This window comes from Brucella sp. (assembly GCF_032066345.1).
Classification (GTDB): Bacteria; Pseudomonadota; Alphaproteobacteria; order Rhizobiales; family Rhizobiaceae; genus Brucella; species Brucella pseudogrignonensis.
The window spans coordinates 64932-85553 of sequence record NZ_DAMBKZ010000005.1 but is presented as its reverse complement, the minus strand read 5'-3'; the positions used below and the strand labels follow the sequence as shown (position 1 = coordinate 85553).

The following is a 20622-nucleotide window of genomic DNA, read 5'->3' as shown; positions in this document are numbered from 1 at the left end:
CCTCATGATCTGTGCAGCATTTGCATTTGTTGCAGCGTTGATAGCAGGCGTTATTCCCTGATTGGGAACAGCCTAAGCCATTAGACGGCATCGGTTTTTGAGGATGAACCGATCCGTTTCACTTAAAAGAAAAGCCCGGTTTCAGACCGGGCTTTTTTCATTTCAGGCGACTTCCAACTGGGCTTCAGTTTTAGGCCGAATACCGATCATGTGGCAGATTGCGTATGGAAGGTCAGCTCGGTTCATCGTGTAGAAATGGAAGTCCTGCACGCCGCGTTCGATCAGATCCATGACCTGTTCGGCAGCAATGGCTGCTGCAACCAGCTGATGGGTCTGCGGGTCATTATCCAGCCCGTCAAAGCGCTCTGCCAGCCAAGCCGGGATATGCGTTGCTGACCGTGCGCAGAAATTGCGAACCTGCTTGAAATTATGGACCGGCAGAACACCTGGAACGATCGGGATATAGATACCCGCACGGCGCACACGCTCGACATAACGCTCATAGAGATCATTATCGAAGAAGAACTGCGTGATGGCGCGCGTTGCACCATTATCGACCTTGCGCTTGAGCATATCGATATCGGTCGCAAAATCCGGGCTTTCCGGATGCTTTTCAGGATAGGCCGAAACAGAAATGTCGAAGTCAGCAAGCTTGCGCAGACCACCGACGAGCTCAGCGCCATTCTGATAGCCACCCGGCGTCGGAACATATTTCTCGCCGATACCGGCAGCCGGATCACCACGCAGCGCTACGAAGCGATTGACGCCAAGCGCTGCGAACTCCTGCGCCACGCGATCAACTTCCTCACTGGTCGCATCAACACAGGTGAGATGCGCAGCAGGCTGGACATCTGTTTCTTTCAGAATACGTGCAACCGTGCGAATCGTGCGCTCACGCGTAGAACCACCCGCACCATAGGTCACGGAGACAAATTCCGGCTTTAGCGGCGCAAGCCGCGTTACCGTCTCCCACAGGCGCTGTTCCATTTCTTCCGACTTGGGCGGGAAGAATTCGAACGAAACCCGGGTGGTCTGGCCGATATCTGGTCGGCGGGAAAGACCATAGAAACCCATCAAACTGTCTCCGTCATGCTTTCATTGCGCGAAGCCGGATCAGCAATCAGCACACGCGGATCACGGGCAAGCCAGAGCTTTACCGTCAATCCGTCATCGCCATTGGCAACCTTCGGCCCCAATTCAGTCGTTGTGTCGGGCTCAAGCCCTGTTTCTTTCAACCAGCCGAGCATCTGTTCATCGCTGAAGCCAAGCCTCAAATGCGCGTGTTCTTCGCGCAGAAACTCAAGCTTATGCGGTGCAAAATCGACAATCAGCAGCCTGCCGCCGGGGCGCAGCGCACGCGTTGCCTCGCGAATAGCAGCCTGCGGATCATCAAGAAAATGCAGAACCTGATGGATGGTTACGAGATCGAAATTCTCACGTTCGACGGGCAGTGCATAAACATCGCCCTGTCGCACTTGCGCATTGCTCACCGTTGCAAGGTCAAGATTAGCACGCGCCACGGCAAGCATGTCGCGATTGATATCAATGCCAAGGCCGCGAGAATAAAGCGGTGAAAACAGTTCCAGCAATCGACCAGTGCCGGTGCCGACATCAAGCATCGCCTGAAATGGCTTATCACCCACAATGGTCTTGAGCGCCGCTTCCACGGCATTCTCAGACACATGAAGCTTGCGAATTTCATCCCAGCTTCCGGCATTCGCACTGAAATAGGCCGCAGCCTTTTCCTGACGATTGGATTTGACCTGTGAGAGCCGCTCCAGATCACGCTCAATCAGCGCATCCGTCGCATCGAGCCGGACGAGAAGATTGCGTGCAACCTCGCCGCAAAGCGCGTTATCGGAAAGCCGGAAATAGGCCCAGGCACCTTCCTGATAACGGTCGATCAGATCAGCTTCACCGAGCAGCTTGAGATGGCGCGACACGCGCGGCTGCGACTGGCCAAGAATTGTGGTCAGGTCAGACACCGTCAAATCGCCCTTGGAAAGAAGCGCAAGGATGCGTAAGCGGCTTGGCTCGGCCACCGCTTTTAAAACATCCACCATCTGATCAAGCTGCAAACGCAATCCGCAACCTCCACGCTCTAAAACATATAAAGATATGTTTATGTGAATTACGATAATGACGCAAGCAGTTTTCGCAAACCCATACACAGCAAAACTGTCACCCGGTTCGGGTAGCCGTTTGAGCAGAATGGTAGCTAGGTTATGATTATATCGAATCTTGCTGCAGGCAGGAAAGGAAGACCGCCATGGGTGCAAGCACTGTACGACAGAAGGCAATTGCAAAATCGCTCACGCTTTTGCTTCCCGCGATTCCTTATTCAGATTCGGAGCCAATCCGAACCGCAGCACTTGCGCCTCATATGAAGACACTCCCGCCCTCAGTGGCCGTCTGGCTTGCAACGGTCGCGCATGTTCGCCACGCGCATACGGACTACGACACTCTGCGCGATGACGGATACGATAAGGATTCAGCGCGTTTCTTTGTGCTGGATGACATCAACAAAAAGCTAACCGAATGGCGCGCCACACGTCTCGTCACCGCTGATGATGATGAGAAGGTAGAAATGTAAACGCCGCCCGAAGGCGGCGTCTAACACGTTCAGGTATCAGTGGGTTCCATGACCCTGCAAATAACCGTGTTTGCGCGGATCAGGCATGACCAGACCGACGATGAACACGATCACCATCATGATGGTTACATACCAGAAGAACCCGCTTTCAAAGCCGGCCTTCTTGAACCATAGCGCCACATATTCGGCAGTACCGCCGAAGATTGCATTGGCAATGGCGTAGGAAAAACCTACACCCAAAGCACGCACTTCAGCCGGAAACAGTTCCGATTTCACGATGCCGCCAATCGACGTGTACATGCTCACAATTGCCGAAGCGATGGCGATATAGACAAATGCCATTGTCGGGCTTTGCACAGAGCCAAGCACTGTGAGCAAAGGAATAGTCGTCAACACCGATACGCCGCCAAAGGCGATCATCATCGGTTTGCGACCAACCTTGTCGGAGATATAGCCAAACAGCGGCTGCATGAGCATGAATGCAAACAGCGCGACCGTCATAACCTCGCTGGCCGTTTCCTTGTTCATACCGGCGGTATTGACCAGATATTTCTGCATATAGGTCGTGAACGTATAGAAGGTCAGCGAACCGCCAGCCGTGAAGCCCACAACGACCAGAAATGCCTTGCGGTGATGCTTCCAGATCGTCGCAAAACTACCCGCAGCCTTGCTGTTACGTGACTCTTCGGTTGAAGTCTCGTGCAGTGTACGGCGCAGATAAAGCGCGACGATTGCAGCCAGACCGCCAATAGCAAACGGGATACGCCAGCCCCATTCATGCAGCTGTTCTGGAGTCAGGAAGAACTGCAGAATGACCAGCACCAGAACAGCAAGAAGCTGACCGCCAATGAGCGTCACATACTGGAACGACGAGAAGAAACCGCGACGCCCGGCAAGAGCCACTTCACTCATGTAAGTGGCAGTGGTGCCATATTCTCCACCAACCGACAGGCCCTGCAACAGTCGCACCAGCAAAAGAAGAAGCGGTGCCCAAAGGCCGATGGACTCATAAGTCGGAAGGATAGCAATAGCAAAAGAACCAAGACACATCATGCTGACCGAAATCAGCATAGAAGTACGGCGACCGAGCTTGTCCGCGAGCCGACCAAACAGCCAACCGCCAATCGGGCGCATAAGAAAACCGGCTGCGAAAATCGCCGCCGCGTTCAGCAGCTGACTGGTCTGATCTTCAGCCGGGAAAAACTGTGATGCAAAGTAAAGTGCGCCGAAAGAATAGACATAGAAGTCGTACCATTCGACCAGATTGCCGGAGGCGCTCGCAACGATCGCATAAATCCGGCGGCGCGTATCGTGAGCGTCGTGTTTCTCTTCGATCTCACCATTGGCATCGCTGTGCATTTCTGCATTGCTCATTCTGAAACTCCCGATAGCAGCCGAAAACGGGGAAACGACTGCATGATCACTTGCCTTGCTTGGGAGAGAGCAAAACCAGTAATCGTTGATCTCTAAATCAATATATTCGGCAGGTCGGTCGGGCCTCAGATTTCAGTCTGCAAGTCTGCATGGTTCGACCAAAAGCCGCACAGTCTCTGAAGCTAACCTTGACGCAACATCTTTGAAAAACAGATGTCACCACTCCCAATCAAGCGATCCCAGCGGGCATCAAAAATTGTTTGGAATTACCTCCGATATCGCAAAATCATAGGAGCAATATCGTTTGTATGCAATCTATTATCATGCACTACTATTGGATTAGAAACTCTTCAGCAGGAGCATAAGCATTTGAACTTTAAATATTTTACCGGATAAGCGATTTGCAGACCCGGTAAAATCTTTGTGAAAGACGGTCTCCGCAACAGACGAGAGAAGACTCGCTAAAGCGTTTTGTTATTTTCTGGCAACGATGAAAATTCGTGGGAAGCGCAGCAGCACACGACCATCATTCAGCGTTGGATAGAATTCCAGAAGACGCGATTTGTATGCTTTCAAAAATTCGCGCTGCTCATCATCATCCAATGGATCAAGGAAGGGACGCAGACCGGTGGATTTCACCCACTCAATGATAGCGTCCACATCAGCCAGCTGATGATTGTAAACCACATGCCAGATATCAACACGGGAAGCATGATCAATCAGCGCATTGTAATAATCGGCGACAGGCGGCAGAGGCCCCCTTCCCTTATTGCCAATCTTCGCGGCGAAGGGTTCGGACCTGGCAACTTCACGCATCAATACGTGGGTTGGCTCTGCCATATTATCCGGCATTTGCACCGCGAGATAAGCGCCAGTCCGGAGCTGCGACAAAAGCCTTTGCATCTGCTCTTTATGATCAGGAATCCACTGAAAAACCGCATTGGAAAACAGCACATCCGTCTCAACGTCAGGCTCAAACTTCGTCAGATCACCCAGAGAAAAATCAACCTGTGGCAAGCGCTGTTTGGCTTTCTCGATCATATCCGGCGACGTGTCGAAACCCGAGACTTTTGCATTCGGCCAACGATTGGCGAGAAGCTCGGTGGAGTTTCCGGGACCGCAACCGATATCGACCACCTTGCGCGGACTATCGATCATAATCTGCGCTAGAAGATCAGCTGCCGGGCGGCTACGTTCATCTTCAAACTTCAGATATTGCTTTGCGGACCAGTCTTTCATTTTCCACTCCTCATTACACCCTCACAATTCGTGAGAGTTAAGCACATGCGGTCAAACAAAAAGGCCGGTGCGATGCACCGGCCTTTGATTTCTTAGCGCGTCAGCGGCTTGTAGGTTACCCGCTTCGGATTGACGCTTTCAGGTCCAAGACGGCGGACCTTGTCAGCTTCGTAATCCTCGAAGTTGCCTTCGAACCATTCAACATGGCTATCGCCTTCAAAAGCGAGGATGTGCGTTGCCAGACGATCGAGGAACATACGATCGTGGGAGATGATAACAGCGCAGCCAGCATACTTTTCAAGCGCATCTTCGAGCGCTGCCAGCGTTTCCGTATCAAGATCGTTGGTTGGTTCGTCGAGGAGCAGAACGTTGCCGCCTGCCTGAAGCATCTTGGCAAGGTGCACGCGGTTACGCTGACCACCGGACAGATTGCCAACCTTGGCCTGCTGATCGCCGCCCTTGAAGTTGAACGCACCGCAATAAGCGCGGGAGTTCATTTCAAACTTGCCAAGCTTGATAATGTCGTTGCCGCCAGAAATTTCTTCCCAGACATTCTTGTTTGGGTCGAGGTGATCGCGGCTCTGATCGACATAACCAAGATGAACCGTATCGCCGATGCGGATCGAACCGGAATCCGGCTTTTCCTGACCCGTAATCATCTTGAAGAGCGTCGACTTACCGGCACCGTTTGGACCGATAACACCAACGATACCGCCCGGAGGCAGCTTGAAGGTAAGGTTTTCAATCAGCATACGGTCGCCAAACGATTTGGTCAGACCTTCTGCTTCAATAACCACCTGACCAAGACGCTCACCAGCCGGGATCAGAATCTGGGCATCACCCGGACGCTGATTATTGGCAGCTTCGACCAGCTGGTCATAGGCCTTGATACGTGCCTTCGACTTGGACTGACGCGCTTTCGGGCTCGCAGCAATCCACTGGCGTTCACGCTCAAGTGCCTTCTGACGGGAATCGTCTTCACGACCTTCCTGAATCATGCGCTTGGACTTGGCTTCCAGATAGGCAGAGTAGTTGCCTTCATAAGGAATGCCGCGACCGCGATCGAGTTCGAGAATCCAGCCTGTGACATTGTCAAGGAAGTAGCGATCGTGCGTGATGAGCAGGACAGCGCCTTCATATTCACGCAGATGCTTTTCCAGCCAGGCGGTGGTTTCAGCGTCAAGGTGGTTGGTCGGTTCGTCGAGCAGCAGCAGATCAGGCTTCGAAAGAAGCAGCTTGCAAAGCGCCACACGACGACGTTCACCACCTGAAAGCTTGGTGACATCAGCATCAGCAGGCGGGCAGCGCAGAGCTTCCATCGCCATTTCAACCTGGCTGTCCAGATCCCAGAGGTTCTGGCTGTCGATAACGTCCTGAAGAGCCGCACCTTCGTCTGCGGTTTCATCAGAATAATTCATCATCAGCTCATTATAACGGTCGAGAATGGCTGTCTTGTCAGCCACACCTTCCATCACATTGCCGAGTACGGTCTTTTCAGGATCAAGATGCGGCTCCTGAGCAAGATAGCCACAAGTCGCACCTTCAGCGAGCCAGGCCTCGCCGGTATAATCCTTGTCCATACCGGCCATGATCTTGAGGATCGTCGACTTACCGGCGCCGTTTGGACCAAGAATACCGATCTTCGCATCTGGATAGAATGACAGGTGAAGGTTTTCGATAACCTTCTTAGCGCCGTAGGCCTTATTCAGCCCGGACATATGATAGATGAATTGGCGTGCCATAAAGCGCGTCGTCTCCACGAGTTAGAGAGCGTGTACGACTATTCGGTCGAACCGCAGATAAAATTCTGAAGGCTATGTAGGCGAAATAGAGCGCGGAAGCAAATATCATCGCGCAAAGTCCAAATGGAAATATGCCTTGATAAAATGAAACCGGGCGCGGATATTTCCGTCACCCGGTTTCCCCTCTGGCCACTATTCGAGAAAGTATCCTCCCTTTCACCGAATAGCCTGCTAGTTATGCCTTAACGACTGGAATTCGACACCCCTGAATTCTCTTCAAAACTCCGTCCATATCCCCTGATAAAGATAGATTTGCCTAAGATTTCGCGGTTTTCAAGCGGAATTTGCTCAAAAAATACAAATGCCTAAAATTAGTTCATTCAACCTTGGGATGCCTTTTTTAAAGACGCTACCAAAAGACAATTTGACTATTTGCGCAGCATAAATTCAGATGATCCCATGTTATTTGAAACCATCAATCGCTTGCCCCTCTCAGACGGAACCGAACTGCCATACCGTCAGTCGTTGTCCGCTGTGCAAGACGCCCCAAAGGCTATCGTGCATATCTGCCATGGGCTTGCCGAACATTCGGCTCGTTATGCGCGCTTCGCAAAGGCGCTTAATCACGCGGGCTACCACGTCTATGCACATGATCACCGTGGTCATGGTGCAAACATAGGTTCTCATGCACCAAGAGGAATGTTTGCACAAAAAGACGGCCATAGAGTGGCCATCGACGATATTCTCGCACTAAACCGCCATATTCATGTGGCCCATCCCGGCGTACCTGTGGTTTTATTCGGCCACTCGATGGGTGGACTTATCGCACTGAACTATGCGCTTGCACATTCAGATACCATCGATGCAGCTGCAGTCTGGAATGCCAATTTCAATGGCGGCATCGAAAACAGTGCTGCCATGGCACTTCTGAAGGCGGAGCGGATGTTCAAGGGCTCCGACGTTCCAAGCTCTATTCTGCCGAAGCTCACCTTCCGCGCATGGGGAGCATCCATTCCCGGCCATAAAACGCCTTTCGACTGGCTCTCGCGCGATCCGGCAGAGGTTGAAGCCTATGTGAATGATCCGCTCTGCGGCTTCGACGCGAGTGTTGCACTCTGGATCGACGTGTTCCGTATGATGAAAGCCGGCGCAACCGACAGCAATTTTGCGGGTATCCGCAAAGATTTGCCTTTCAATCTGGTTGGAGGCACTCAGGATCCTGCAACAGACAAGGCCAAAGCGACGCGTAAACTTGCGGACAGAATGCAGGGCATGGGCTTCAGCAAGGTCACTTGCACGATTTACCCCGGCACGCGCCACGAAAGCCTCAATGACATCAACCGGGATGAAGTGACGCAGAATTTTCTGGATTGGCTTGCAGAGGTACTTCCGTCTGGACATATGTCGGAGTAAAAGCGGCTGACAAACAACTATCCGGTCCAACTCACGATTTCTTGAAACACTTGGTTTGCCCGGCAATCAATGTTATGGAGCCCGCCTTGCGCGCTACAGGGCACCTGTACTGAGATATTAAGCACACGATTTTACGGCAAATGCGCAAGGAATGAAGGAAGCTCCGCTTGGCAACACCAACGATTTCTGTGGTCATCCCCTGCCGCAATGAGGCCGACAATCTCGCTTTTCTGCTCGACGAAGTCGATAGCGCCATGCTGGGTCGCGCGTATGAAGTGATTGTCGTTGACGATGGCTCGACAGATTCCACCAGCGATGTGCTGGCTGGTCGCATCCATGCAGGCAAGCCGCTGCGCCATATCCGCCACGACCGTTCATCCGGACAGAGCGCTGCATTGCGCTCCGGTGTTTTCGCAGCTCGTGGTCAGATTGTTGTGACGATGGACGGCGACGGACAGAATAATCCAGCCTATCTGCCAGCACTTGCAGACGCTTTGATCAATGCAGGCCCGGCTTTTGGTATCGCCGCCGGTCAGCGTCTCAAGCGCACCGACACCAAACTCAAGCAGCTTTCCTCACGCTTTGCCAACAATCTGCGCGGCGCGATCCTGAAGGACAAGACGCGCGATTCCGGTTGCGGCCTCAAAGCACTGCACACTGAACTTTTCCGCCAGTTGCCATTTTTTGACGGCTGGCATCGTTATCTGCCAGCGCTGGCCCTGCGTGAAGGCTTTGATGTCGTCCACATCGATGTCACCGACCGCGAACGCCGCCATGGCAAATCCAACTACGGCATTCTCGACCGTGGCCTGCGCGGCATTCTCGACCTTTATGGCGTATGGTGGCTGCGCAAGCGTCGCAAGGTTGTGCCGCGCGTGACGGAGATTACCCATGACTGATATTTTCAACAGCCTCGCTCAATGGCTGCACGATGTGTTCGTCGCACAATGGGACGGCTGGATCATTCTTGGCTTTATTGCACAGGCCTGTTTCACCATGCGCTTCGTCGTGCAGTGGCTGGCATCTGAGAAGGCCAAGAAAAGTGTTATGCCGGTAGCATTCTGGTTCTTTTCGCTGTTTGGCGGCGCGTTGCTGCTGATTTATGCGATCCAGCGCAAGGACCCGGTCTTCATCGCGGGCCAGGCTCTGGGCCTTATCGTTTATGTCCGCAATCTCTGGCTGATTGCCAACGAGAAGAAGCGCGTGGCAGCGGCTGACTAGTTCGCTGTTCACAGCTCAAAATCAAAACGCCGATCTGATGAGTTCAGATCGGCGTTTTTGTTTTAGCTACTGGATTTTTAGAGTCCGCCCCACTGAGCGATAATCAAGTCCGGTTCCGGCCACATCATCGGCTTTATAGACATTGCGAAGATCAATCAGCACATTGCCTTCCATCGCATTGGCGACACGCTTCAGATCCAGTGCGCGATAGGCATTCCATTCGGTGAGCAGCGCCACAACGCCTGCGCCTTTTGCGGCCTCATAGGCGGAGCTGCACCAGGTCACATCCGGCAACACTGCCTTTGCAGCATCCATCGCTTCCGGATCGTGCGCACGAACAGAGAGGCCAGCCTTCTGGATAGCCGCAATGATATCGAGCGACGGCGATTCACGAATATCGTCCGTGTTCGGTTTGAAGGCGACACCAAGCACAGCAACCGTATTCGCGCCGCTTTCGCGAGCCGCTGTAACGATGCGCTCTGCCATTGCTTGCTTGCGCGCCTCGTTGACCGAAATCACTTCCTCGATCAGCGACTGCGGCGCATCGTATTTCTTGCCGGTTGCAGCAAAGGCGCGTGTGTCCTTCGGGAAGCAGGAACCGCCAAAGCCCGGGCCAGCATGGAGGAATTTCGAACCGATGCGGTTATCCATACCGATGGCGCGCGCGACTTCCTGCACATTACCGCCGGTCTTTTCGCAAAGATCGGCTACCTGATTGATGAAAGTTACCTTCATCGCAAGAAAAGCGTTGGCCGCATATTTGATGATTTCCGCGTTCTCCAGCGACGTGACCACCATCGGCGTTTCACGCAGATAAAGCGGACGATAAAGCCGCTGCATCGCAGCCTTACCACGCTCATCATCAACACCGACGACAACGCGATCAGGGCGCATGAAATCTTCAATCGCAGAGCCTTCACGCAGGAATTCAGGATTTGAAACCATCGAAAAGGCAACGCCCGGACGCGCTTGCGCGATACGATCACGAATGCGCGCATTGGTGCCAACAACAACGGTCGATTTGATGACGACCACCGCCCCCGGCTTCATGGCAGCAGCAATTTCATCGGCTGCTGCCTCAATATGTTGCAGATCGGCCTCGCCATCGCCACGCCGCGACGGCGTGCCAACGGCGATCAGGATGACATCGGCATCGGCAACGCTGCTCGCCAGATCAGTGCTGAACTCGAGCCGCCCGTCACGAATATTCCGGCCCATAAGCTCATCAAGTCCCGGCTCGAATATCGTAACCTTACCCGCTTCAAGCCGTTCGATGATCGACGGATTCTTGTCGACACAGGTGACGTGAAAGCCAAATTCGGCAAAACACACGCCCGAAACCAGACCCACATAGCCCGTCCCGATCATCGCCAGCTTCATAAGTTTAGACCTTTTTGTTCATCGCAAGCCTGCTGAATCAGTTGAGATTTCGGTTATGGCCTGTCGAAAATGTTGGTTTTCGAGACCCGGAGCGCAGCGTACTTTGGGGTACGTGAGCACCGGAAGCTCAAAAACCGACATTTGCAGACGGCCAGAGCCGGAATATCGCTAGGTTCAGAGCCACTTATCATAATCTGATACCAGCAGATGTACTGGCTGTTCGTTTTCTTCAATATTGGAAAAACGTCCGATCGGCTCACGGAAAATATTATCCGTCAGATCGTCGTTCACTGTCGATACTTCACCGATCAGCACATCGGCGCCCTCACCCCAAAAAGCGTGCCAGTTGCCCGGCAGAAGCGTAACGCTTTCACCCGGCCTCAGCTTCAGATGAGCACCGGCCTTTTGCGTCACAAGGCGGCCATCGGTTGCAACCGTTACATCGGTTTCTTCATCGACGCTGCCATCGGCGCGCGAATTGAAGAGTTCCAGTACCAACGTGCCACCACCGCGATTAATGATGTCTTCTGCTTTCACCACATGACGATGCATCGGCGAAAGCTGATTCTTGCGCGAGATCATGATCTTTTCGGCATAAAGCATACCGCCACCGCGCTTGAGGTCTTCGGCATTGCCGTTGCGCGTGGTGAAGAGGAACAGACCAAGATCCGCAAACTTGCCCTGACCGTAATCCGTAATGTCCCAGCCAAGACGACCATCGAGAATGGCCTTTGCATCGCTCGAAGTGCGCGTTTTCAGCTCTTCTGGCGACCAATAAGCAAAAGGAGGCATGACGTAGCCAAAGGAACGAATGAAGGCGTCGCTCTCGCGGATAATCTCATTGATTTCTGAACGTTTCATGGCCTCTGAACCTCCCATGGAATGAAACCGAATATATTTCGCAGTTTGGTAACTGCCTTTTTAGCCTCTTGGCAATCCCACAAGAGAGAGTCTCACACAATTGCGAAGTCCGGCATCATTCTCAGCGCGTCATTTTGGAGCATATCCCGAAAAGTATGAAGCGGTTTTCGGACAAGATACGCGTCGAAACAACGAGTTAGAGCACCGATCAGCTGGACGCGGATCGAAGCACGCTCTGGCGTGTCGTCTTTACGCGAAAATCATGTCGCATCCCAATGCGCGTTTAGAACATTTCGATGATTGAATCATGACAACGGGAGCCAGTCTGAACATCCGCAGATGAACAGACAAGCCATTGAGATAACGGGAAAAGCCGTGCTTCCGGAGGATTAAGGGAACACCGGATCGGGCCAAGGTCGCTGAGAGAACAGCAAAAGGCCAATCCAACGACAGAACACAGAGGGTTCGAGGCTATGGACGTTCGCAACGAAATGCTGGGGCTTTTGACCGGGCGCGACCCAAATTTCAGCCTGGAGCAGAAATTTTATACTGATCCGGATTTCTACAAGCTTGATCTGGAAAACATCTTCTATCGCGACTGGCTGTTTGTCGGCCACGATTGCGAGCTGCCAAAAACCGGCTCTTACATGACCGTTCAGGTCGGCGCATACCCTGTCGTCATCGTGCGAGATGCTCAGGGTGGCATCCGCGCGTTCCACAATTCCTGCCGCCATCGCGGCTCACGTATCTGCTCCGCCGAAAAAGGCACCGCAGCGAAGCTCGTCTGCCCTTACCACCAGTGGACCTACGAACTCGATGGCCGCCTGCTGTTTGCTCGTCAGGTTGGCCCGGATTTCAAGCCTGCCGAATATGGTTTGAAGCAGGTTCACTGCGAAAACGTCGCGGGCTATATCTATGTCTGCCTTGCAGACGAAGCGCCGGACTTCAATGGCTTCCGCAATCTCGTTGAGCCTTATCTCGCACCGCACAATATCAAGGATGCAAAGGTCGCCTTTGAAAGCTCGATCATCGAGAAAGGCAACTGGAAGCTCGTATGGGAAAACAACCGCGAGTGCTATCACTGCGCAGCCAACCATCCTGAGCTTTGCCGCACCTATCCTGAAGCACCAAGCGCTACTGGCGTTCAGGGTGTGATGGAAGACCCGGAAATCAACCAGCTCTGGAAGAACTGCGCCTCCATCGGCCTTCCTGCTGAGTTTAACATGTCGGAAGACGGCCGCTATCGCATCACCCGAATCCCGCTTCTGCGCGATGCCGTGAGCTACACCATGTCGGGCAAACCAGCCGTCAAGAAGCCTTTGAGCGATCAGGTAGCGGGTAACACTAATATCGGCGCGATGCTGCTCTTCAACTATCCATCGACCTGGAACCACCTGATGGTCGATCATGCCATCTCGTTCCGCGTGCTGCCAATCAGCGCCGAGGAAACCATGGTGACGACAAAGTGGCTGGTTCACAAGGATGCGGTTGAAGGCGTTGATTACGACCTTGATGAGCTAACCCATGTATGGATCCAGACCAATGATCAGGATCGCCAGATCGTGGAAGAAAATGCCGTGGGCATTCGCTCACCCGCTTACCAGCCCGGCCCTTATTCGGTCGAGCATGAAGGTGGCGTGATGCAGTTCCTCGAATGGTACACCAACACTGTCACACCTCGCCTGAAGGGTGAAACGGCAAAGCTTAGCCGCGTCGCATAAACTGTAATACGTATTGAAGAAGTGAGAAGGCCATGCAGCCTCTGAAATATCTGGACGAGATGCTGCCGTGGAACGACAGGTTGCAGATGCTGCAATGCATCTCGGCCATCGAAGAAGCGCCAGACGTTATGACCTTCTCCTTCAAAACGCTGGAGGACAACTGGTTCCGCTATACGCCGGGCCAGTTCGTCACTCTTGAACTGCCGATTGAACGGGCCGATGGATTAGGGCCGGTGCTGCGAACCTACACGCTGTCATCGACCCCTTCGCGGCCCTATCATATCTCAGTCACCGTCAAAGCGCAGAAAGATAGCATCGGCACGCGCTGGATGCTCGACCATCTGCGCCCGCCGATGACCATCAAAGCCTATGGCCCAAATGGCGACTTTTCGCTCGCCAATCATCCGAGTGAAAAATATCTCTTCATTTCGGCTGGCTCCGGCATCACACCAATGGTTTCGATGACGCGCTGGCTGTTTGATTGCGCACCGGCAACCGATGTTGCCTTCATCAATTGCGCGCGCTCCCCGGATGACATCATCTTCCGCAAAGAGCTTGAATTGCTCTCTGGCCGCATGGAAGCCATGCGCCTTGCATTCATCGTCGAGCAGTCATCCGCCCGCCATGTCTGGCCCGGCCTGCATGGGCGTATCGACCGTGCCCGGCTCGAACTGCTGGCGCCGGATTTTCTGCATCGCAAAGTTTTCTGCTGCGGTCCTGAGCCGTTCATGAATGGCGTGCGTGGCCTTTTGGAGCAATCCGGCTTCAACATGGCCAACTATCATCAGGAAAGCTTCCAGCCTGCGACCGAAATCTCTGCCGTGCCAGTGCCTTCTGCTCTGGCGGTGGATACACCGGCGGCTCCGGTAAAGCCCGCTGTCGCACCAGCCAGCGTCGTCTTCAGCCTGTCCGGCGTTGAAGTCGAATGCACCGAGAATGACACAATCCTGCTGGCAGCGCGCAATGGCGGGCTCAAAATTCCGAGCGCCTGCGAGTTCGGCATCTGTGGCACCTGCAAGGTCAAATGCGTCGGCGGTGAAACCGAAATGAACCACAATGGCGGCATTCGTGACGACGAGATCGCGGAAGGCTACATACTTGCCTGTTGCAGCCGTCCGCGTGGTCGTGTCGAAATTGATGCCTGACTAGGCTTTTTTCAAAAACTCAGTACGCAGCACGAGGCCTTTGACCTGTTTTGTGCTGCAATCAACCTCGTCTGGATTTCCGGTCAGACGAATGCCCTTGACCAGCGTACCACGCTTGAGCGTGGTTGATGTTCCTTTGACCTTCAAATCCTTAATAAGCGTAACGGAATCGCCGTCGTTCAGCTGCGTTCCGTTGCTGTCGCGCGTGATTTCATCGGTCATAACTACCCCCTGTTCACGTAAAGAAAGTAGGTAGGTAGCACCAAAGACAATGTAATACCAGAACGCGGATATTTGCTGGCAAGCACCCTTGCCGCTGATTATAATCGCATCAAAGCAGTCAGGAGCATTTTATGATCGGTCATGCCCTTCTCGTCGTTGATGTGCAAAATGATTTCTGCCCGGGTGGTGCACTGGCTGTCGATAAGGGCGATGAAATTCTGCCCGCTATCAACCGGCTGATCGATGAGAGCGAACATGTCATTCTGACACAGGACTGGCACCCTGCGGGTCACTCAAGCTTTGCCACAAGCCATTCTGGTAAGAAGCCATTCGACACCATCGATATGCCTTATGGCCCACAAACATTATGGCCCGATCACTGTGTGCAAGGCACGCATGGAGCCGATTTTCATCCGGACTTGCATTGGACGCGCGCGCAGCTCGTTATTCGCAAAGGCTTCCGCATTGGCGTAGACAGCTATTCCTCTTTTTATGAAAACGACCGGCAGACGCCGACCGGCCTGTCGGGCTACTTGCGTGATCGCAACATTGGCTCTCTGACAATCGCCGGACTGGCAACCGATTTCTGCGTTGCCTATTCCGCGCTCGACGCCGTGTCACATGGCTTTCATGTGCGCGTTCGGCTCGACGCATGTCGCGGCATCGACATAGGCGGATCAATGGACACCATGCTCGATCAAATGCAAAAGGCGGGCGTTGAACTCATCAACGAACCCGCCCTTGCATCTCATTTCATCTGATTATTTTTCGATCTCGCCATCTGGCAGGACGACATAAATCAGCACGGCAATGATGGTGATGAAGAAGCGGAAGGCGGATTCGATACCGTTCCAGGTTGAAGACATCCACATACCGAACCATTCGCCGCCAATCGACATGAAGCCTACCTGCCAGACGAGGAAGCCAACAGACAGGCCAGCAATTGCCCATTTCTTTGAGTGATTGAAGCTCTTTGCATCACCACTCAGGCGACCGAACATGGCAAACGCGCCAATCCAGCAAAGAATTGCCGTCAATGTCTCTGCCGCGATAATCAGAATGTATCCGGCATTATGTAGGAAATTGCTGTCGATCGCGCGATATTTGATGGTTGCATCCGGAAAGATCGTATCCATCAGAAGCACATGCTGGACGAAAGCAAAATTGCTTCCGTAGTCTGTGATATTGCCGAACGAAACGAGTGTTGCGAAGAAAGCGATTGCCGCGACGAAGGCGGTTTTGCTCAAACGAGTAACGACCATGGAAGACCCCTCTCCAAAAAAGTCGTAGCCGCTGGCTTATAGGCTTGCGGCATATGCTGATATGCTCCGGCCTATCAGCGCCGGGAGCTCACCAAAGCTCGCTAACTCTGCTGATTCCGTCAAGCCTCAAGAAAAAAGGAGGCTTTCGCCTCCCTTTCTCGTTTCGCTTGTAAGCCGTTTATCAATGCAGTGCCGCTTCGTCGGCCTCATTCTGCCATTCCGGGTTTTTCTTGTTGTAGCGAATGGATGACAGCAGCGAGAGACCGATCAGCACTGCGCCGATCAGACCAGTGATAACTTCCGGAATGTGGACCAGCGTCTGCACATACATGATCACGGCCAGCACCATAATCGCGTAAAAAGCGCCGTGCTCAAGATAGCGATACTGGCCGAGCGTCTTACGCTCCACCAGCATAATGGTGAGCGAACGCACATAGAACGCACCGATGCCAAGACCAATTGCAATCACAAACAGATTGGTGGTGAGCGCAAAGGCACCGATCACACCATCAAAAGAGAAGCTGGCATCCAGCACTTCAAGATAGATGAAAGCGCCAAGACCGCCGCGATGAACCATGTCCACCTGTTCCTGCGAAGCGTCGAGCACTTCGCCCAGGCCCTCAACTGCAAGGAAGGTCAGCAGACCGAACAACGCTGCGACTAGAAATGTGTGCGAATGCTCGGCATCAAGCTGATAGGAGAAGAAGAGAATGAGTGCGACGGCAACGCCGATTTCAACACCCTGAACCGACGCGAACTTCGACATGCGGCTCTCGATGATCTTGACCCAATGCACATCTTTCTCGACGTCGAAAAAGTATTTCATGCCAACCATCAGCAGGAATGTGCCGCCAAAGGCAGCGATGCCCGTGTGGGACTCGGCAATGACCCGCGCATATTCATTAGGCTGCCAAATGGCGAGTTTCAGTGCGGAAATCGGGTCTGTCCACATGGCAACCGCAACGATTGCCAGCGGGAAGATGATCCGCATACCGAAAACGGCGATGATAATACCCCAGGTCAGGAACCGATGCTGCCACTTGGGCGTCATGTCACGCAGAATGCGTGCATTCACAATGGCATTGTCGAATGAAAGGGAAATTTCGAGAACACTCAGCACCGCACAGATGATGAAGACGGAGACCATGCCCCCAACGGTGCCGGTTGTCGAATAGCCAAGCCAGAGAGCGCAGAGAAGTCCAATGACCGTGAAAATCGCAGGCCAAATGAAATATTTATAAGTGGTCATCGGAAACCATCTGATTTTTATGTTTATGAGGCAGGCCGAACTATCGATCTGGCAAGGAGCCAGACAAACGGCATCCTCCTGCGGGAGTTCTTCTTTATGTAAGAAGCGACACCGCGGCGGACAAGAAAAACAATGGCGAAATTGTGTTCACGAAAAAACGCAAGCTTCAAGATTGCGTGATCGTTAACGGTCGCACTTCATTGCTAGCAAAAAGCCGCATGGTTTTCGTGGTTATTTGTCATAGACTTATCGACATCAGAGGCAGAAACCATGTCATCCGGATAGGAAGTTTACTATGATAACAGGGCCGCAATGCCGTGCAGCACGCGCACTCGTAGAATTCTCTCGCGAGCGACTGGCACAACTATCGGGTATCGACACCGGAACCATTGAACAGTTCGAACGGAAGCTCGGAACGCCTTCCGATAAACAAATACAGGCGCTGCAAGATACGCTGGAGAAGGTGGGCGCTCAGTTTATCTGGGAGAACGGTGGTGGACTTGGCGTGCGTCTGAAATTTAGCCGCTCCGAAGCAAAACGAATTGCCAATCTCGAAAACGAGGGCGGAGTGGTCGGTTACGACGACGTACCATAATTATAGCATTTCCAGCAAAAGTGCGAAGCGGTTTTGCGTCGGATAATGCGTAAAAACAAATAGTTACAGCGGTTCCAACGATTCTTTCTTAACTGGAACCGCTGTAAAAGGGCGACCCGATCGGCCGCCCTTATTTTCGGAGTTCTTACCAGATTACTTTTTCTCAATGAGTGAAGCTGGCTCAAGCTTAGGATGCATCTTGATCGTCTGCATATCCTTGGCATCGAGGTCCAGATCTTTGAACGAAACACCGCGAAGAACCGGATCATCGTAAGTCTTGATGTAATAGACCTGGTTCTTCAAATCGCCGATTGTGCTCCACTGTGTATATTCAGCAGGCGTATTCGGCTCTTCGATCCAGCCTTTTGGAATGTCGAAGTTATTGACGATATGCTCAGCAAGTCGCACGCTTTCGACGCCACTGGCAACCGGTTTGGCTGACAGGACATAAGCGCTAGCACGGACGAAACGCGATGGTGGTGTCGTATCGCCCGGAATACCCAACATGCCTGAGCCCTCGCCAAGCGGAGTGATTTCAGCCCCGAGGATTTTCACTGGCTTCGCATTATTCGGCGACAATTTGACGTAATTCCGGAGATTGGTCATGTGCCAATCGAACGAAGGTGAATTCGTCATCACGCCAAGTGGATTGTCATAAACCTTCAGCTTGCCATCAACTGGCTCGATGACAATGGATGCGCCGGTGGCATCGTGAAGGGTGTAGTGCAGCGGCGGAGCGATGCCCATATTCTTCTGGATAACTGTAACGACTGAAATATTGCTCAGCGCTTCTTTCACTTCTGCAACAGTTGCAAAATTCGTCAAAGCCCAGGTCAGAACATCCCAAGGTGCAAGGCTGTCTTCAGCTTTGGCATCTGCAGGATCGGTGTATTTTGCAAAATCAGGGAAATAAAGAACGCCGCCGGTCAGGCCTTTTTCGTTCATACCATCCGCGAGTGCAGTGACGCCGAAAGCGTTCATGCCCACCGCCGCATATTTGGCTTTCCACGACTTGGCTTCCTTGCCATCTGCCGGTGTTGCTGAAATTTCAAAGTTGCGCGGCAGTACGATCAAATCGGAATCGATTGGGAAAGCGAATTCCATTGTGCGTCCGTAAACGACGCTACCGTCTGTTGTCGGCAATACAAAGCTCGTGCAGGCTTGTGCTACCTGCGGGACGATGAGTGCCGAAGCAAGTGTTGCAACCGCTGCACCACGAGCCAACATTCGGTAAGAGGACTTCCAGATAGACCAATTCTTTTGCATGATAAACCTCATCACAAAATTAGATGCCTGGATTGATAAAATGCAGCCACTTGGGAGCTCGGCCACATTCGGAAGCCAGAAACATTCATTAATCCAATTGCATCGGAATAGAACGGTTGCCTCAGAGCAAAGTCAACAGACAAAACCTCTGTATTACATTCATTTTCTCGTTTATTTCTTGTCATGATTAACATAATTATGGATTACGCCTTTAATGGCCCTGTCTTTTATATGTTTCTAAATTAGGTTCCGAGAGGATAATGCCGTGAACAGAAACAATTCGCGCACCGATAGTAATAATTTACTGAATACTACTTTTAGAAATATTATATTAGCTAGCTCTTTTATATTAACGGCTGCTGGGGCCACCCATGCTGCCGATATCGTCGCTGCTCCTCCTGTTCAGACCGATATTCAGGATCAACAGCGCTGGCGTGTGATTTTCAGCCCCTATGTCTGGGGTGCATCGTTGAACGGTAAAGCGGGCTTACTTGGGCTGAACACGAATGTTGACGTGCCGTTCAAAGACATTCTCGATAATCTCGATATGAGCTTCATGGGCAATGTCGAAGTGACGAATGGTACATTTGGCGCCTATTTTGATGGCCAATATACCAAGACCAGTCAGGGCGCGGATGTTCTCAATGAACAGCTCGACATGGACATCACATCGACGACCCTCTCAGGGGGCGTCTATTATCGCCTCTATGAACAGCAGCTCGAGGGCACCACACTTTTCGGCAGACAGCGCGTCTTCGCAATCGAGCCGACTGTGGGCGTTCGCTGGACCGAACTGAAAGCGAAGGTCAATATCGGACCATTCAGCGCATCTCGTAAAGCAGATTGGACTGATCCATTCATCGGGACGCGTGTCTTCTACGACATCAATGATCGCTGGAACATCTTCGCAGAAGCGGATATTGGCGGCTTTGGAGCAGGAACCAAGCTGAGTGCGAATGGTCAGATCTATCTCGGCTATCGCACACTGGTATTTGATGTTCCCACCACCTGGCGCGTCGGCTACCGTGCGCTCTACCAGGATTATCGCGACAATGATGGCGTCGAGAAGTTCAAATATGACGTAACTCAGCACGGTCCAGTCATCGGCCTCTCGGTCCAGTTCTGATACCCATTCAGCAGTTCTGCGATTGGTGGAGTCGTAACTCAAAGCCGCTGGGGTTTCCCGGCGGCTTTTGCTTGTCCATGGAATTGGACAGCCAAATAACCAGGATCGAGCGCAAGCCTTTGTTTAGCAAGAAATAATGGAAAGCCATTTCATACTTGCAAGATTTTCTAATATGGCCTCAACTACCTGAGCAGGTTATAGATTTTGGGGAAC

20 protein-coding genes are annotated in these 20622 nt (G+C 52.5%); 9 read left to right on the top strand and 11 right to left on the bottom strand.

Translation table 11 applies throughout. From position 1 onward, the window contains the following. Positions 1-162 precede the first annotated feature (162 nt). Together metF and RT142_RS08360 are read right to left on the bottom strand one after the other, a co-directional pair. Positions 163-1074, bottom strand: a complete 912-nt coding sequence (gene metF / locus RT142_RS08365) for a methylenetetrahydrofolate reductase [NAD(P)H] (RefSeq protein WP_007875844.1) — start codon at positions 1072-1074, stop codon at positions 163-165. Beyond that, the gene (locus RT142_RS08360; protein WP_113485429.1) at positions 1074-2063 is read right to left on the bottom strand and encodes an ArsR/SmtB family transcription factor; all 990 of its coding nucleotides are present in this window, start codon (positions 2061-2063) and stop codon (positions 1074-1076) included. The genes metF and RT142_RS08360 overlap by 1 nt, the downstream gene beginning before the upstream one ends. A gap of 206 nt (positions 2064-2269) precedes the next feature. On the opposite strand from RT142_RS08360, the gene RT142_RS08355 reads away from it, so the two are divergent. Next, complete coding sequence (locus tag RT142_RS08355) at positions 2270-2593, top strand: DUF2293 domain-containing protein (RefSeq protein WP_313028292.1); 324 nt, start codon at positions 2270-2272, stop codon at positions 2591-2593. A 36-nt stretch (positions 2594-2629) separates the two neighbouring features. Here RT142_RS08355 and RT142_RS08350 read toward each other — a convergent pair whose 3' ends face one another. The 3 genes from RT142_RS08350 to ettA form a co-directional block, all read right to left on the bottom strand. Beyond that, on the bottom strand, positions 2630-3967 hold the full coding sequence (locus tag RT142_RS08350) for an MFS family transporter (protein WP_112805659.1): 1338 nt from the start codon (positions 3965-3967) through the stop codon (positions 2630-2632). A gap of 474 nt (positions 3968-4441) precedes the next feature. Beyond that, a complete protein-coding gene (gene tam / locus RT142_RS08345; RefSeq protein WP_112805657.1) occupies positions 4442-5206 on the bottom strand; it encodes a trans-aconitate 2-methyltransferase in 765 nt (254 codons plus the stop codon). Between the two features lie 92 nt (positions 5207-5298). Beyond that, positions 5299-6948, bottom strand: a complete 1650-nt coding sequence (gene ettA / locus RT142_RS08340) for an energy-dependent translational throttle protein EttA (protein ID WP_007875859.1) — start codon at positions 6946-6948, stop codon at positions 5299-5301. A 459-nt stretch (positions 6949-7407) separates the two neighbouring features. On the opposite strand from ettA, the gene RT142_RS08335 reads away from it, so the two are divergent. From RT142_RS08335 to RT142_RS08325, 3 genes are all read left to right on the top strand, one after another. Further along, the gene (locus RT142_RS08335) at positions 7408-8361 is read left to right on the top strand and encodes an alpha/beta hydrolase (RefSeq protein ID WP_112805655.1); all 954 of its coding nucleotides are present in this window, start codon (positions 7408-7410) and stop codon (positions 8359-8361) included. A gap of 167 nt (positions 8362-8528) precedes the next feature. After that, positions 8529-9260 carry a glycosyltransferase family 2 protein gene (locus tag RT142_RS08330; RefSeq protein ID WP_007875863.1) on the top strand — a complete coding sequence of 244 codons (732 nt, stop codon included), beginning with the start codon at positions 8529-8531 and terminating at the stop codon, positions 9258-9260. After that, positions 9253-9582 (top strand): lipid-A-disaccharide synthase N-terminal domain-containing protein, encoded by a 330-nt coding sequence (locus tag RT142_RS08325; RefSeq protein WP_007875866.1) that lies wholly within the window; start codon positions 9253-9255, stop codon positions 9580-9582. The genes RT142_RS08330 and RT142_RS08325 overlap by 8 nt, the downstream gene beginning before the upstream one ends. Before the next feature lie 66 nt (positions 9583-9648). On the opposite strand, the gene RT142_RS08320 is transcribed toward RT142_RS08325, so the two are convergent. Further along, positions 9649-10962: a UDP-glucose/GDP-mannose dehydrogenase family protein gene (locus RT142_RS08320; RefSeq protein WP_313028288.1), complete on the bottom strand. Its 1314-nt coding sequence runs from the start codon at positions 10960-10962 to the stop codon at positions 9649-9651. Positions 10963-11136: 174 nt separating this feature from the next. Further along, the gene (locus RT142_RS08315; RefSeq protein ID WP_007875870.1) at positions 11137-11823 is read right to left on the bottom strand and encodes a D-lyxose/D-mannose family sugar isomerase; all 687 of its coding nucleotides are present in this window, start codon (positions 11821-11823) and stop codon (positions 11137-11139) included. 473 nt (positions 11824-12296) lie between these two features. Between RT142_RS08315 and RT142_RS08310 the strand changes: the two genes are divergently transcribed. Both RT142_RS08310 and RT142_RS08305 read left to right on the top strand, forming a co-directional pair. Then, positions 12297-13544 (top strand): aromatic ring-hydroxylating oxygenase subunit alpha, encoded by a 1248-nt coding sequence (locus tag RT142_RS08310; protein WP_007875872.1) that lies wholly within the window; start codon positions 12297-12299, stop codon positions 13542-13544. Between the two features lie 32 nt (positions 13545-13576). Continuing rightward, positions 13577-14689, top strand: coding sequence for a hybrid-cluster NAD(P)-dependent oxidoreductase (locus RT142_RS08305; RefSeq protein ID WP_007875874.1), 1113 nt, complete (start codon positions 13577-13579; stop codon positions 14687-14689). On the opposite strand, the gene RT142_RS08300 is transcribed toward RT142_RS08305, so the two are convergent. After that, complete coding sequence (locus RT142_RS08300; protein ID WP_007875876.1) at positions 14690-14911, bottom strand: alkylphosphonate utilization protein; 222 nt, start codon at positions 14909-14911, stop codon at positions 14690-14692. It lies immediately after the preceding gene. Positions 14912-15042: 131 nt separating this feature from the next. Here RT142_RS08300 and pncA point away from each other — a divergent pair, with 131 nt between their 5' ends. Next, positions 15043-15672 carry a bifunctional nicotinamidase/pyrazinamidase gene (pncA, locus tag RT142_RS08295; RefSeq protein WP_313028285.1) on the top strand — a complete coding sequence of 210 codons (630 nt, stop codon included), beginning with the start codon at positions 15043-15045 and terminating at the stop codon, positions 15670-15672. On the opposite strand, the gene RT142_RS08290 is transcribed toward pncA, so the two are convergent. Both RT142_RS08290 and RT142_RS08285 read right to left on the bottom strand, forming a co-directional pair. Then, positions 15673-16173 carry a DUF2165 family protein gene (locus RT142_RS08290; protein ID WP_007875879.1) on the bottom strand — a complete coding sequence of 167 codons (501 nt, stop codon included), beginning with the start codon at positions 16171-16173 and terminating at the stop codon, positions 15673-15675. It lies immediately after the preceding gene. Between the two features lie 181 nt (positions 16174-16354). Beyond that, positions 16355-17422, bottom strand: coding sequence for a DUF475 domain-containing protein (locus RT142_RS08285; protein WP_007875881.1), 1068 nt, complete (start codon positions 17420-17422; stop codon positions 16355-16357). A 295-nt stretch (positions 17423-17717) separates the two neighbouring features. Between RT142_RS08285 and RT142_RS08280 the strand changes: the two genes are divergently transcribed. Continuing rightward, positions 17718-18017 carry a helix-turn-helix transcriptional regulator gene (locus RT142_RS08280; protein ID WP_007875887.1) on the top strand — a complete coding sequence of 100 codons (300 nt, stop codon included), beginning with the start codon at positions 17718-17720 and terminating at the stop codon, positions 18015-18017. 153 nt (positions 18018-18170) lie between these two features. Here RT142_RS08280 and RT142_RS08275 read toward each other — a convergent pair whose 3' ends face one another. Continuing rightward, on the bottom strand, positions 18171-19283 hold the full coding sequence (locus tag RT142_RS08275; RefSeq protein ID WP_215776609.1) for a linear amide C-N hydrolase: 1113 nt from the start codon (positions 19281-19283) through the stop codon (positions 18171-18173). Positions 19284-19608: 325 nt separating this feature from the next. Here RT142_RS08275 and RT142_RS08270 point away from each other — a divergent pair, with 325 nt between their 5' ends. Beyond that, positions 19609-20409 carry a hypothetical protein gene (locus RT142_RS08270; protein WP_064322430.1) on the top strand — a complete coding sequence of 267 codons (801 nt, stop codon included), beginning with the start codon at positions 19609-19611 and terminating at the stop codon, positions 20407-20409. The last annotated feature ends 213 nt before the right edge of the window (positions 20410-20622 follow it).